The organism is Vibrio ouci, from assembly GCF_004551525.1.
Taxonomy (GTDB): Bacteria; Pseudomonadota; Gammaproteobacteria; order Enterobacterales; family Vibrionaceae; genus Vibrio; species Vibrio ouci.
Genome location: NZ_SATR01000025.1, coordinates 1 through 14315, shown reverse-complemented (window position 1 = coordinate 14315; position 14315 = coordinate 1). Strand labels below are relative to the sequence as shown.

Sequence of the window (14315 nt, the reverse complement as noted above, 5' to 3'; positions counted from 1 at the left end):
TCAGGACATACTGGAGGAAGCAATATGTCTGCATATCAGAAAGAATATCAATGGGCACTCAGTGAGCCGGAATCATTTTGGGGCGCACAGGCGAACAATATTGATTGGTTTAAATCGCCACAAACCATATTAGCCAACGACGAAAACGGTATAGAACGATGGTTTCCAGATGGTGTTCTTAACACCTCTTGGCTAGCGTTAGATTACCATTGCGAGCAGGGAAGAGGTGATCATGTTGCCTTGATTTATGACTCGCCAGTGACTGGGACAAAGCAGCAATACACCTATTACCAGCTGCGAGACAAAGTCGCAAAAATCGCCGGTATGCTTGCCCTTCAAGGCGTAGCCAAAGGCGACCGGGTCGTAATCTATATGCCGATGATACCGGAAGCTGCGATGGCGATGCTGGCATGTGCGCGACTTGGCGCAATTCATTCGGTGGTTTTTGGTGGCTTTGCCGCGAACGAGCTTGCCGTGCGTCTTGAAGATGCTGAGCCAAAAGTGGTGATGACGGCGTCTTGTGGGATTGAAGTGGCGAAAGTCATTCCATATAAACCTCTGGTGGATAAAGCGATTATGGACAGTCGCTGGAAGCCAGAAAGTGTCTTGGTCTTACAAAGATCTCAGTGTGAAGCTGAGCTTAACAAAGAGCGAGATGTGGATTGGGCGTCGGCTTATGACTCTGCGCTTCCTCATGCGTGTGTTCCTGTTTTAGCAACGGATCCGCTTTACATCCTCTATACCTCGGGCACTACGGGGAAACCGAAAGGCGTTGTACGTGATAATGGCGGTCATGCGGTCGCGATGAAGTACTCAATGACCTCTATCTATAACATTCCTCAAGATGGCGTCTTCTGGGCTGCATCGGACGTCGGTTGGGTGGTTGGTCACTCTTACATTGTCTATGCACCACTGATTCACGGCTGTACAACGGTACTGTTTGAAGGCAAACCCGTTCGTACTCCAGATCCGGGCGCCTTCTGGCGAGTGTGTGAAGAGTATAAAGTCGAGGTTCTGTTCTCGGCGCCAACGGCGTTCCGTGCAATCAAGAAAGAAGATCCGGATGGTAACTTTATTAACCAGTATGACCTATCAAGCTTAAAAACTATCTTTATGGCGGGTGAGCGCCTTGATCCGCCAACTCTAGAATGGGTCGAAAGCAAAGCGGATAAGCCTGTGATTGACCACTGGTGGCAAACAGAAACAGGTTGGGCAATTGCCGGTAATCCGACGGGTATCGAGCTTATGCCAGTAAAGGCTGGTTCGGCAACTAAGCCAATCCCAGGTTATCAGGTTGAGATCCTCAATGAGCTTGGTGAGAGGGTAAAAGCGAACCAACAAGGGTTTGTAGCTCTTAAGCGCCCACTGCCTCCAAGTTGTCTGCCTACGGTATGGCGTAACCACGACCGTTTCGAATCGGGCTATCTTAGCCAGTTCCCAGGTTACTACGTATCGGGTGATGGTGGTTACCTTGACGAAGAGGGTTACCTGTTCATTATGGGCCGTATTGATGACGTGATTAACGTTGCCGGCCACCGATTATCAACCGGTGAGATGGAAGAGATCGTCGGCGGCCACCCAGCGATTGCAGAATGTGCAGTAGTTGGCGTACATGACGAACTTAAAGGTCAGATGCCTCTTGGCCTAGTGGTACTCAAAGACGGCGTTAAGGTTGATGACATTCAGCTCGAAGGCGAGCTGGTTGGTAAGGTTCGTGATGAAATCGGCGCCGTTGCCTGCTTTAAGCACGCGCTGGTGGTTGAGCGTTTACCTAAGACTCGCTCAGGAAAAATCTTGCGTAGGACGATCCGCCAAATCGCGGATGGAGAACAGTATACGGTGCCATCGACGATTGATGACCCGACCAGCTTAGAAGAAATTGAGCGTGTATTAAAAGCTTAAGCTCAGGAAATATAAGATGAAGCCCCTATTTGTAGGGGCTTTTTTATTGATATATTTTTGTTAAACAGCCAAACTATGACTTTATTCGTTACGCGAAAATATTTATGCAGAAAGTAACTATTCGCGCGGCGTCGATGAACGATTTGGAGCAGCTCAATGATCAAATGTTTGAGTTGCATGATGAGCATCACCGCCAATGCCCGGAGCACTTTAAAAGTGCGCAGGAAATCGAGCAAGAGAAGAGCATTGCACGTTACATTGATGACCCTGAATGCATCGTTTTGGTTGCATGTAAGGGGGAGCGTGTCGTCGGCTTTATCTCCGGACATTTTTGTGAGCTTGTATCGACTGTGAGTCAACCTGTGCAAATGGGAAGTATCGATGAGCTTTATGTAAAGCCAACCTATCGAGAGAAAGGCATTGCTAAGCGTCTTTGCAGCGAGCTCGAAACTCGATTTGAAGAGTATGGTGTTAAACAAATCTTCGTTGAAGTATGGGAGTTTAACCAACTTGCTATTGAATTTTATAACCACTCGGGCTTTAACCATCACATCCATTGGATGCGTAAAGCCGTTACCTCTTAAATCATGGACATTATGACACTGACTCGAAACCTTTTTATATTCCTTATCGGTTTGTTCTTCATTACTTCGCTACCTATTGCCTCAGCGAATGAAGCATCCAATCTTAAAGGGGCAGTTTGCGTAATCCGGTCTGATGATAAAGTTGTAATGGTCAATGAAATATTGACCAAAAAGCTCTCGTTACCTGCCGGAACCATTCTTCAAGGGGAAGACCCAGCTTTGGCCGCGCAGCGTGAAACTTGGGAAGAAACTGGGCTTGTGGTTTCAATTGCGGGTGAATTAGGGCGTACAGAGGAAGCAATATTCTACGACTGCGTGAGTGACTCTGATATTGTTGCTTTTCAGTTTAACAACCATCTTGATGGTAATGAGCTACCGGTTTGGTTTGCACCACACTATGGTATCGAAGTTGCGTCGGCTACCTTGATCGATCCTGCAGTAGTACCTGCGCACAGATACCGGTTTCCCGAGCAACTACAATGGCTAATTGACACCTTGCCTAGTGCCACCGATCAACCAGTCGTTTATGTTGGAAACCTTGTCGAAGCCGCCCCTGAGATCAATCAGATAGAGTTGGATTGGATGGTACAAGCTCAAAGTGCGATCCATCGACTTCCCTCTGAAACACGTTCCATTATTGAGTACATATTCTATGCGGGCGGGGTACTAGCAACTCCAACTCTATTGCTTGTTGTTATCCCACTTATTTATTGGAAGTTTGGAAAGCAGTTTGCTTACAAAGTGTTTTTTGCGGTTACAGTAACATCGCTTCTCGCCTTGATAGCACAGCAAGGCTTTAACCATCCAAGGCCACATGTATATATACCAGCTGTAGAGGTTGCACATAGCTATGGGTACAGTTTACCAAGCTTATCCATGTCCATATGGTTTTGTGTGGGTATATGGGTATTACATGCTTGTAAGCGACTATCCGTGAATCGGTGGTCTGTAATCTTATTGTGTATTGTTATCTGGCTCAGTTTGTCTCGATTCTACAATGGGGCTGCGTTTTTGATCGATAGCGTGAGTGGCGCAATTCTTGGTGCACTTTGTGCGTGGCATATGATTCGATTGGATGTGAAGCCAGATATAAACCTCATCCAGACCTTATCATCTAAAGCAGTTTGGTTGACTTTGGTCGTGTTGACGGCAGTATTAACATTCTTCTGGCCAATTCCTGCGTTCACTTATTGGTTGGCCATCACGATCACTGTCTCTGCTTTGGTCGCGACGCTTAAGGATGACCACACTAGAGCTTCAGGGATGGCTATCGCTATTGCTGCTCTGTTGGCCATTGCTTTAGATCTTGTTTGGGATCGCTTGGTGACAACGTTGTCTCACAGTGGCTTACAGTCATTAATTGCTGAAACGCTCCGCTATCCAATATTAATATTGTTGTTTGTAATGATCATTCGCATCAATACCAAGTCTAAGCGCTAATTGATCTGAGTAAAGAAAAGGCAGCATATCGCTGCCTTTTTACTTAGTCTGCAATAGCCGACCCTAATGCGAGTCGGCCTAGTCGTTAATTTCGTGCTAACACTTAAATTGTGAAACCAGTTCTTCTAAGCGCTCACATTGTTTCTCGAGAGCACAGATTGCTTGATCCGCGGTACCAACCATTTCAACCATAGCGATGCTATTGTCTGCAATTTTCTGTACGTTGCAGTTAACCTCTTCACTAACGGAACTTTGCTGAGATGCAGCGGTTGCAATTTGAGTGTTCATTTCATTCATTTTGCTGATCGCAGTCAGGATTTCGTGTAGTGACTCAGTTGCCGACAGGGCCGATGAAATAGTAGAGTCGCTGCTATTTTTACTTGCTTGCATAACGTTTACAGCTTGCTTTGCACCAGATTGCAAACGCTCGATCATTGCTTGAATCTCTCCGGTACTATGTTGCGTTCTACTAGCAAGAGATCGTACTTCGTCTGCGACAACTGCAAAACCGCGACCCTGCTCACCAGCGCGAGCAGCTTCAATAGCGGCATTAAGAGCAAGTAAGTTAGTTTGCTCCGCAATTCCGCAAATAACATCGAGTATCGATGCGATGTTTGTAACATCTTGGTCTAATGTGTGGATCACTCCACTAGCATTATCTATATCGGTAGCGAGCGCTCGAATAGAATTCACAGTTGATTCTAGTACTAGGTTTGCTGATTGAACTTCTTGGTTAGCTCCATGGCTCGCTTCTGCAGCATTACTTGCATTTTCACTGACCAAATGACTTGTGGTTTGCATTTCATGTACGGCTGCAGCAACAACTTCGCTTTCGCGTTGTTGATGATTGGTTGAATTAGAAATTGATTGAGCAACACTAGTGAGGTGTGACATCTCAGCACGAACAGAGGCCGCACTATCAATGACTTGTTCAATGGTGTTCTGTATCTTTGATACAAATATATTGAAACCCTCAGCAAGTTGTCCGACTTCGTCTTTTGACTGACTCGCAATTCGTTGGTTTAAATTGCCGTCTCCGGAAGCAATGTCGTGCATCGCTTGTGTAATGTTTTCGATGGGTTTGACTATCACTTTAATTAAAAACCAACAGGTTAACAGAGCGATTAGAATAACGACTGTCGTACCAATTTCTAATGTTAACTCTGCCTGTTTTGCTGCTGCCTCATTTTTCAACTGAGCTTCACTACGTGCGGCTTCAATCGCATCCTTAACTACGTTTAGTTGCTCGCGTACCTCTATGAATTGGCGGTCAAATGTTCCTTTATTTTGCTCATAGAACAATTGCCACTGAGATTCAGGCGTATTTATAAACACTTCATAACTTTCAAGCCAGTTCTTACCTAGTCTAACAAGGTGGTCTATATCTTGTTCCAGTGACTTTGGCAATAAATCAAGTTCAACTAGCTCTATTGCGCTTTCCATTCGAGGAATTGCTTTATATGCATTGTCTTTGTATTCAAATCGGTGATGCTCGATTTCTTTCTCTGAAGTTGCTAGTACAAGGGCTTGAACTGCGGAAGTCGCTTGATACAAGTCGCGATAGGCGTCCTCAAGCGTAAATAAGGCGGGTAAGTAGTGTTGTTGAATCGAACTAGATAGTTGAGCCTGGCTCCGGGATGTGACGACATTTATAACGGAACTAGTGGTAAAAAGTAATATGATCAAAATGACGGGCAGAACGATTTTCTTCTTTATAGATAAATCGGTAAACATATATTCAGCTTGTAGAAATAATAAACAAGGCTGAATGATATCAGTAACAATTGGGTGTGTCGTATAACCATTTGTTTTTGTTGATTAAATTATTTTGTCATTACCATGAGTATAATTTATCGGAGGCAGAACCTCCGATCTCCTATCGAGCTAAAACAAAAGCTTCGATTACTGCTGCAACACCATCATCATTGTTACTTAGAGTGATGTGGTCAGCGATGGCTTTCGTTTCTTCCATCGCGTTTTCCATTGCAACGCCTAAGCCAGCATATTTGATCATGTGGTGATCGTTTTCTGCATCACCCATACAAATCACGTGTTCTGCGCTGATACCCATATGGTCGGCTATCGCTTTGATACCAACCCCTTTGTTACTGTCTTTATTGAGAAACTCTAAGAAGATGGGAGCACTCTGAACGACGGTGAATTCTTCACGGTATTGAGCAGGGAGTGTCTTGCTAATAGCCGTGAGTGTGTCTGGAGCTGCGACAATCATCGCCTTAATGATTGGGTGCCCATCGTCGAGCTCATTAAAGTCTTTAACGGTGACTGGGATCTGGTTGATGCTTGCTTCAATATCCGTAAATTCGTTTAACTCTGGTGTGATCAGACCCAGCTCAGTACTGAATGCGTGACAGTACCCACCAAGTTCGCGGGCCAGAGTCGCAACGCGTTTTGCATCACGGCCTGAAATCATCGCGGAATGAATCAACTTACCGCTACCAATCTCTTTAACCATTGAGCCATTAAAGTAGACGACAAACTCACTGTCGCCAGTGATATCAAGTTCATCAATTTTGGCTTGCATGCCATCAAGAGGGCGTCCCGAAGCAAGCACCACCTTAACGCCTTGCTTTCTTGCCTGAGCGATAGCCTGTTGAGTTCTGTGTGAAATAGCCTTTTCACTGGTTAGCAGGGTGCCATCCATATCGAGAGCGATCAGTTTGTACATCTCTTACCTAAAAACGTTGAGTTAAAATTTGACAAAAGAGGGCAGCATAATCGCTTGAGTTGGATTGATCAATTTATGAATGGGTTGACCTAGCTTGCCCAACCCTTTAATGTCTCGTTCCTGCAGAAATTAGTAGATGAGTTAGGCTGAGATCAAATTGTACAAAATTAACGAAATGTTCGAGACCATTCAGGGTGAAGGCGTGTTTACAGGCGTTCCTTCAGTGTTTGTTCGCTTGCAAGAGTGCCCGGTAGGGTGTGCATGGTGCGACACAAAACAAACATGGGATGCAACTCCAACAGATGAGCGCCCGCTAAATGAAATTCTCGCTAAGACCGAAGACTCACCGACATGGTGTAGTGTCAGCGCGGAAGATATTGTTAATGAGTACAAGCAGCAAGGCTACACTGCCAAGCATATTGTTATTACTGGTGGCGAACCTTGTATCTATGATTTGCGCCCTTTAACTCAGGCGTTTGAAGATATTGATTGTCAATGCCAGATCGAAACCAGTGGAACGTCTGAAGTGTTTGCTACGACGAACACTTGGGTGACAGTGTCACCAAAGGTGGCAATGAAAGGTAAGTTGCCAGTACTTGATAGTGCGCTGTTACGTGCCAATGAAATTAAACACCCGGTTGCGACTCAAAAAGACATCGATCAGCTAGATGAGCTTATCGAAAGAGCTCAGGTTTCTGATAAGACAACAATTGCTCTTCAGCCGATCAGTCAAAAGCCACGAGCAACTCAGTTATGTATTGATGTTTGTGTTGCGCGCAATTGGCGTTTGTCGATTCAAACTCACAAATACCTCAGCATTGCATAAAGGAAATTAAGATGAAAAAAGCCGTTGTAGTATTTAGTGGTGGTCAAGATTCGACGACCTGCCTAGTGCAAGCGCTAAAAGAGTTCGACGAAGTACATGCGATTACATTCGATTACGGTCAGCGTCATAAACTAGAAATCGAAGTTGCGCAGAGCTTAGCGAAAGAGCTTGGTGTTGCTGCGCACAAAGTGATGGATGTTGGTCTGCTTAACGAACTTGCTATTAGTTCTCTAACGCGTGATGACATTCCAGTGTCTCATGAGCTTCAAGAAAATGGCCTGCCTAATTCTTTTGTTCCTGGCCGTAATATTCTATTTCTGACTTTAGCAGGGATTTATGCCTACCAGATTGGCGCGCAGACAGTGATTACTGGCGTGTGTGAAACGGACTTTTCTGGTTACCCGGATTGCCGCAATGATTTCGTTAAAGCGATGAACAATGCTCTGGTCCAAGGTATGGATCGTGATCTTGAAATTGCTACTCCACTAATGTGGTTAGACAAAGCAGAAACTTGGGCGCTAGCAGACCAATATGGCGCCTTGCAACTGGTGCGTGAAAAAACACTGACCTGTTACAATGGCATCATTGGTGACGGCTGTGGTGATTGCCCGTCATGCGAGTTGCGTAAGGTTGGTTTAAATAGCTACCTTGATAACCGAGAGCAGATTATGGCTGAATTGGTGCGTAAGCAGAAGCAGGCAGATAAATAGGCTCGTTTAAGGCATCAATGATACAATTTTTGCCACTTTGTTTTGCCTGATATAGAGCTTGATCCAATATTGAATAGAGCTCATCAAAATCATCAAGGCTCTTCGAAGTGATGAGATACGAGAAGGTTGCAGTCACGTTAACCTTCTCTTTGTTCTCAGCTTCAAAAGGTGTCTGCGAAATAGCCTGATGCAGGCTCTCCACTTTCTCCAACACATCTAACTCGTCGACCTCCCTGAGAATAACAACAAATTCTTCACCGCCTAATCGGCCAAATATATCGCCTTCGTTAAGGTGGCTATTTATAATTTCCGCGACATGAGCCAGTGCGATATCCCCAGTTGGGTGACCGTAATTGTCATTAATGCTTTTAAAGTCATCTAGGTCGAGCAAAATCAGCAAATGCTTTTGTTCTTGCTTGGGTAGCTTAGGCACTGATTTTATTTCGCGTATGGCCGCGGCTCTGTTCAACGCGCCGGTTAGATGATCCAACTCCGCTTTGCGAGTACGTTGTTTTATCTTCCAAATATATACAGTCATTACGCCGCATAATAGGGCGATAACAATAAGATAAATTGTGTTTAAGGTGTTCAACTTGTCTATCTTTGCAAGCAAGTGGTTATTTGTCTCAATCGACTTTAAATGATTCGCTTGCTGCTGATATTCTTTTTGCGTGCTATCTAGCGCAATGTAAGCGGATTGATGCTGCATTGTTCGCTTTGACAACTCTGACGTTGTGTATTCTTTGTATAGCGTGAGAGCTTGTTGATAGTCTTGCTGAGATTCAGCGATGGAAGCCAGCGCTTTCAAGGAAGAAGTATTTAATTCAACGCTTGCTATCTTTTGGCCAAGAAGGTGGGCTTTATTCGCAAAGCTGTTGGCAGAGATATATTTCCCTTGCGCTTGATGAGAAGACGCTAAGGTTAAATATATTTCACCTCTAAGTTGGTCGTTACCTTGTATTGATGCCAGTTCCAAAGCTTCGAGCAGCAATTCATGGCTCTGCGCGTACTCACCTTGAAAATGACTCGCTTGACCTAAACCGAGAAGAGCATAGGTAAGCCCATAGCTGTGCTGATAGTGAGTAAGGATCGTTTTTGCTTGAGTGAAATGATGAACGGCCGACTCATAGTTTTTTGCTGCAAGTAGAATTTTCCCCATACTATGATGAGATTGGGCAAGTTCGAGCTGTGAGTTGTTCTCATTCCTAATTTTTAAGGCGATATTGAGGTACTCTATCGCTTGGTCTATTTGACCCAAAGTCATTAACAACAGCCCCGCATCATTGTACACCCCAGAAGGATCAACGCTACTCGGTAGAATCGTCAGGTACTCTTGATAAGACTGTAATGCTGTTTTGTAATCACCAATTGATTCGAAATTGTTCGCAATCACTCTCAGTGCTTGATATTTGGGTAACAGCGAATGATCAACGTCTTCAAGATGAGTTTGTAGAGAACTGCAATAAAGGTTAGCGCTTTGGTACTGTCCCTGTTTGTTAAGCGAACGGCAAAGGTGATATTCGAACAAAATTTTTCCCTGAATATCATTGACCTGGTTTGCGTAAGAAAGGAGCTGAGTATAGTTATTTAACGCTAGTGAGAAGTTGAGCTGCTCTTCTGCGTTTAGCGCAGCAATGAACAGTTGCTCTCGGTTGGTATAGTCTTGGTTAAATGCTATTTGATTCCCATGATAGGGCTGGCCCCGTAGTACCATGAAGCTGTGAATTTTTGAGCTTATGTAGAGTTTTTCAAAACCTAGAGGCAGTGCGTTGTAGCGATCTTCAAGCATACTAAGAGCGCGGCTGTCACTTTTAGCAGAGACTTCATGGAAAGCGAGCTCCCACTTATGCCAGTCATTGCTAGCGAGAGAAGACGGCACTGAAAGTAGGGTACATATAAAAATAAGAATGTAGCTGACGAATTGATGGCTCATTGTAAGGGAGTTCTAATTGTTTTCAGTATTTTAGGGCGTAAAACAAATAGAGTACAATGTATTGTCGATAGGACCTGGAGAAATGCGAGGTGAGTAGGATGGTATTGAAAAAAGAAAAGCGCCCATCTGAGCGCTTTTCTAGTATCGATTAATCAAGATATAATTTTGCTAAGTCTGAAGGTTCCATCTCTTTACCTTCAAGTTGGTCATTCCAGTTCGTTCCAACTAGCACACCATCTTCAGCAAGAGTGAGTAGCCAATCTTCAACAAAGATATCAAGTGGAATTTCCAGTACTTCAAAGTCAGTCCACTCTTCAACGTTGTGTGCTTTTGCGTCTTCTTGCGATGACCAGAAAGGCATAACCTCACTGTTTTCAAACTCAGTTGAGTCGCAAGCTAGCCAGCCTTCTTCATTACGCATACCCCAAACAAGTTTGTTTTGCTTGGTTTCAGCTACGAATAGTTCAAGGTTTGCCTGAATATCAGAAGTTAATTTGCTCATTGGAAAAATCTCGTAAGTCAATTCGCTGCTAGAGTAACACTCATCGTTGAAAAGCCAAATAAAAAAGGGGGCATTAGCCCCCTTTAAGTAACAATTAACGTTATTTTTCGATTTTAGTGAAGATAGACCACTCTTCCTTCACGTTACCTTTAAGTCCAACAACGGTTGCGACAACTTTACGGTTCATTGCATGGCTGACTTCGTCATCACCGAGTTCGTCCAGTCTAGTATCGCCGAAACCCACAATACGTACACGTGAAGAAGCGACACCATTATCTAGTAAAGCCGTTTGCACTGATTGTGCACGGCGCTCTGAAAGCTTCTGGTTGTACTCAGCTTTACCAACCTTACTCGCGTAACCTTGAAGCTCAATCGAAGTAGACGGGTACGCCTCTAAGAACTCAGACATCTCACGGATCTGCGCTAAGAACATAGGCTGAATAACAGATGAGTCGTTTTGGAACAGAATATGAAGATTCATCTCTTCTTCTGTTTTGATGTAAGTACCACAACCATCATTATCAATATCAGCTTTACCTGGAGTCTGAGGACACAAATCGCGCGCGTTAATAACGCCGTCTTTGTCATCATCAAGTAAGTCATCGATTTGATTTGGTTTTGGTGTCTCTTTGTATTCGTACACATCTTCCGCTTTAAGTGGCGCGGTAAATACTGTAGCAGCAATAACCATTGTTAATAGTGATTTGTTCATATCAGTATTCTACCTTTTCATTCCACTCTTCAGGGGTGTCAACACGTAGAGATGCAAGCAAGTTACCCGTTGCGTTCATCACTCGATACTTAGCGTACTGCTCATCATATTTAGCGTCTAAGTAGCCTTTACGAGCTTCAAACAGTTCGTTTTCCGTGTTTAAAAGGTCAAGTAGGGTACGTTTACCTAACTTATATTGCTTTTCGTAAGCGATAACAGTATCAGATGCCGAGTCTACGTGGTCTGATAAGAACTCTTTTTGTTGAACTGTTAAGTCCAAAGCACTCCAAGATAGGCGTAGACCTTCTTCAACAGCACGGTAAGTGCGGTCGCGGAAGTCTTTCGCTTTATTCAACTGATAAGCTGCACTTTCCGAACGATCTGAATCAGAACCGCCGTTATAGAGGTTGTATCGCATGCGAAGCATCGCTGAAAACTCATCACTGCTACCTTCGATACCGCCTGCATCATCACGCCATGTTTGATTTGCTTCGATAGAAAGGGTCGGGTAGTTAACGCCTTTGGTTTGATCGTATTGGAAGCGAGCGGAGTCAACATCTGCCTGAGCAACTTTCACAACAGGGTGTTGGTTAAATGCCGTATCAATGGCTTCATCTACCGTATAAGGGATCGCAGTTTCATCAGCGCGTGGGAAAATTAGTCCCTGAGGTGCTTGCCCAACGATACGTTTAAATTGGGTGTGAACATCAAAGAGATTGTTCTGAGCGGCAAGCAGGTTACCATGAGCCTTTGCTAGGCGAGCCTCTACCTGTGACATATCAGCTGTAGAGCCAATACCGGAGTCTACGCGCTTTTTGATATCTCGATAGATCTCTTTATGAACGGCTAGGTTACTTTCAGAAAGCGCGAGCACTTCATAAGCTTTTGTCGCGTCGAGATAGATTTTCGTTACTTCTAAAGCAATGTCTTGAGCGTCAGAAAGTAATTGGAAGCGAACCGATTCAGCATCCGCAGACGTTCTATCCATATCATTTAATGTCGCTAAACCATCCCAAAGCAACTGCGTAAGCGCAAGAGTAGCTTCTTTACGAGTAAGTTCATTCTCTGTACCAGAGGCAAGATCGACGTTTTCGTAGCCAATACCAGCATCTAAATCGATTCTTGGCATATAAGCACCGGATGATGCTTCAGAATCAAAAAACTTACTTCTAAATTCGTTGTACGACGCTTTAACTTCTGGATTGGTTGTAATTGTATGAGCGACTGCTTGCTCTAGTGTCTGACTATGTGCTGGAAAGCTAAGTGCAACCGCGCAGCTTAGTACTTTCAACTTATTCCAATTCACTTTGGTTCTCCTCAAGTGCTCTTCGCAGAGGATAGTAATCAAATTCACTGTCTCAAATTCGATACATATCCATCAATAGCGCCAATAAAGTAACACTCTTGGAATAAGAAAACTAATGCATTTAGGTAAATTACTGTTAAGCAAGTGTTAATTATTGGTGCAAATGCATGCTTGTCTCAAATTTAATACAAATACATGGCGTTCTGTTTAAAATCAGCCGAAAAATGAGATCTTAAGTCAGAATCTCAATGATGAGAAATGCAACTTGTATCGTGTTTAATGTTAAAAACTATGAATAAAATGTTTTGGCTGTAGCCCGAAAAATGATAATTTATAAAGCAAGTGAATCTATAATCAGTCAAACATTTGTCGTGTAACCGTAGACAGGTGTTGTGTTAGTCAAGGATAAAGGGCTTTAGTATGGGATTTGGTACTTACGTAGCAATGGGTAACGCGGGAATTAACCAAGTTATCGTAATCGACATCAATGGAAATCTAAGAGTATTAGGTGAAGGCGAGCTACCAAAACCAGGTGAAGTTATTTTCGACCCAAATGCGATTGAGGAACAATCACCTCAGGTAAGCTTGGTCGATGATAGTGGTGTACCACAAGATCTTACAGCAGAGATCGATGACATCTTTGCTGCTTTAGAAGAAGGCCAAGACCCGACACTGTTGGGTGAAGACTTTGCAACCGCCGCGGGTGGTCAAAGTGGGTCAAGTCTGACAGCTTCAGGCAGTGTTACTCGTGATGGTACCGAAACTATTGCGACAACAGACTTTGTTACTACGGGCTTTGCATCATTAGGCCTATCTGAAACACAAAGCCTCTCTCTACTAGAGCAATTCCGCCTATACGATCCAATCTTTGTCGACTCCAACAGCTCACCACTAGGTGAAAGCTTAGCGGTCATCACAGATGAAGACACGCCAATCAGCGGACAGTTAACCGCGACAGATGCAAGCCAGAACGACACACTGACATATACCCAAACATCTTCTCCTTCTAACGGTTCTGTAACCGTAAACCCAGACGGTTCTTGGACATATACGCCAAATGAAAACTTTGACGGCAATGATAGTTTCGAGGTAACTGTAGATGACGGCAATGGCGGAACAGATACCTTGGTCGTTAATGTTACAGTCACACCAATCCCAGAGATTTCAATTGTAGGCAACGATGTTGTGAGCGAAGGTGATGCGGCGAGCTATACCGTAAACTTTGACAAGCCTTCAACTCAAGAAACTACAGTTAAAATTGGCTTGACGCTAGGTAGTTCCGAAGCTGATGACCTTGAATCTTTAGTTGTTACATTATCAAATGGTGAATTTCTAAATGTTAATGAAGATGGGACGGTGTCAGTACCTGCAGGTGAAACACAATTAACTATCACAGTTAAAACCTCACAAGATAATGTTTACGAAGGAAATGAAGATTATTCGATTTCATTAGAATCAGGTCTAGGCACTGTAGGATCCGGAAACGTTAATACAGTAATTCAAGATAGCGGTGAAAATGGTGGAGATGACGACACGCCAACATTGTCAGTGAGTGCTGAGGGCGTAGCGGAAGACGCGGTTGCGACCTTCGATGTCACGTTAGGCAATCCGGTTGACGGTGACGTGACGTACACCTTTGGTTTAAACCTTGATGGCAGCGCGGAAGCGGCGGACTTTGAAGGTGACTTGGTAGTGAGCTACCAAGAGGGCAATG

12 protein-coding genes are annotated in these 14315 nt (G+C 44.1%); 6 read left to right on the top strand and 6 right to left on the bottom strand.

The annotated features are described in order from the left end of the window. The first annotated feature begins 24 nt into the window (after nt 1-24). The 3 genes from ELS82_RS15855 to ELS82_RS15845 all read left to right on the top strand — a co-directional run bounded on the left by ELS82_RS15855 (nt 25) and on the right by ELS82_RS15845 (nt 3926). The gene (locus tag ELS82_RS15855; RefSeq protein ID WP_167489344.1) at nt 25-1902 is read left to right on the top strand and encodes a propionyl-CoA synthetase; all 1878 of its coding nucleotides are present in this window, start codon (nt 25-27) and stop codon (nt 1900-1902) included. Between the two features lie 104 nt (nt 1903-2006). Further along, the gene (locus ELS82_RS15850; RefSeq protein ID WP_134836336.1) at nt 2007-2486 is read left to right on the top strand and encodes a GNAT family N-acetyltransferase; all 480 of its coding nucleotides are present in this window, start codon (nt 2007-2009) and stop codon (nt 2484-2486) included. Between the two features lie 12 nt (nt 2487-2498). Beyond that, the gene (locus ELS82_RS15845; RefSeq protein ID WP_244230793.1) at nt 2499-3926 is read left to right on the top strand and encodes a bifunctional NUDIX hydrolase/phosphatase PAP2 family protein; all 1428 of its coding nucleotides are present in this window, start codon (nt 2499-2501) and stop codon (nt 3924-3926) included. A gap of 96 nt (nt 3927-4022) precedes the next feature. Here the strand turns inward: ELS82_RS15845 and ELS82_RS15840 are convergent, their stop codons facing one another. Beyond that, a complete protein-coding gene (locus ELS82_RS15840; RefSeq protein ID WP_134836334.1) occupies nt 4023-5660 on the bottom strand; it encodes a methyl-accepting chemotaxis protein in 1638 nt (545 codons plus the stop codon). Between the two features lie 142 nt (nt 5661-5802). Continuing rightward, a complete protein-coding gene (locus ELS82_RS15835) occupies nt 5803-6612 on the bottom strand; it encodes a Cof-type HAD-IIB family hydrolase (RefSeq protein WP_134836333.1) in 810 nt (269 codons plus the stop codon). Between the two features lie 157 nt (nt 6613-6769). Here ELS82_RS15835 and queE point away from each other — a divergent pair, with 157 nt between their 5' ends. After that, nucleotides 6770-7438, top strand: a complete 669-nt coding sequence (gene queE, locus ELS82_RS15830; RefSeq protein ID WP_134836332.1) for a 7-carboxy-7-deazaguanine synthase QueE — start codon at nt 6770-6772, stop codon at nt 7436-7438. Between the two features lie 11 nt (nt 7439-7449). After that, the gene (gene queC, locus ELS82_RS15825) at nt 7450-8148 is read left to right on the top strand and encodes a 7-cyano-7-deazaguanine synthase QueC (protein WP_134836331.1); all 699 of its coding nucleotides are present in this window, start codon (nt 7450-7452) and stop codon (nt 8146-8148) included. On the opposite strand, the gene ELS82_RS15820 is transcribed toward queC, so the two are convergent. The 4 genes from ELS82_RS15820 to ELS82_RS15805 all read right to left on the bottom strand — a co-directional run bounded on the left by ELS82_RS15820 (nt 8105) and on the right by ELS82_RS15805 (nt 12601). After that, entirely contained in the window at nt 8105-10081 is a 1977-nt protein-coding gene (locus ELS82_RS15820; RefSeq protein WP_134836330.1) for a tetratricopeptide repeat-containing diguanylate cyclase, read from the bottom strand. The two genes, queC and ELS82_RS15820, sit on opposite strands and share 44 nt — an antisense overlap. A gap of 148 nt (nt 10082-10229) precedes the next feature. After that, nucleotides 10230-10583 (bottom strand): DUF2750 domain-containing protein, encoded by a 354-nt coding sequence (locus tag ELS82_RS15815; RefSeq protein WP_134836329.1) that lies wholly within the window; start codon nt 10581-10583, stop codon nt 10230-10232. A gap of 100 nt (nt 10584-10683) precedes the next feature. Continuing rightward, nucleotides 10684-11295: an OmpA family protein gene (locus ELS82_RS15810; protein WP_134836328.1), complete on the bottom strand. Its 612-nt coding sequence runs from the start codon at nt 11293-11295 to the stop codon at nt 10684-10686. A gap of 1 nt (nt 11296) precedes the next feature. Further along, complete coding sequence (locus tag ELS82_RS15805) at nt 11297-12601, bottom strand: TolC family outer membrane protein (protein ID WP_134836327.1); 1305 nt, start codon at nt 12599-12601, stop codon at nt 11297-11299. A 420-nt stretch (nt 12602-13021) separates the two neighbouring features. Here ELS82_RS15805 and ELS82_RS15800 point away from each other — a divergent pair. Further along, on the top strand, nt 13022-14315 hold a 1294-nt coding region (locus ELS82_RS15800; protein ID WP_167489342.1), incomplete at its 3' end, for an Ig-like domain-containing protein.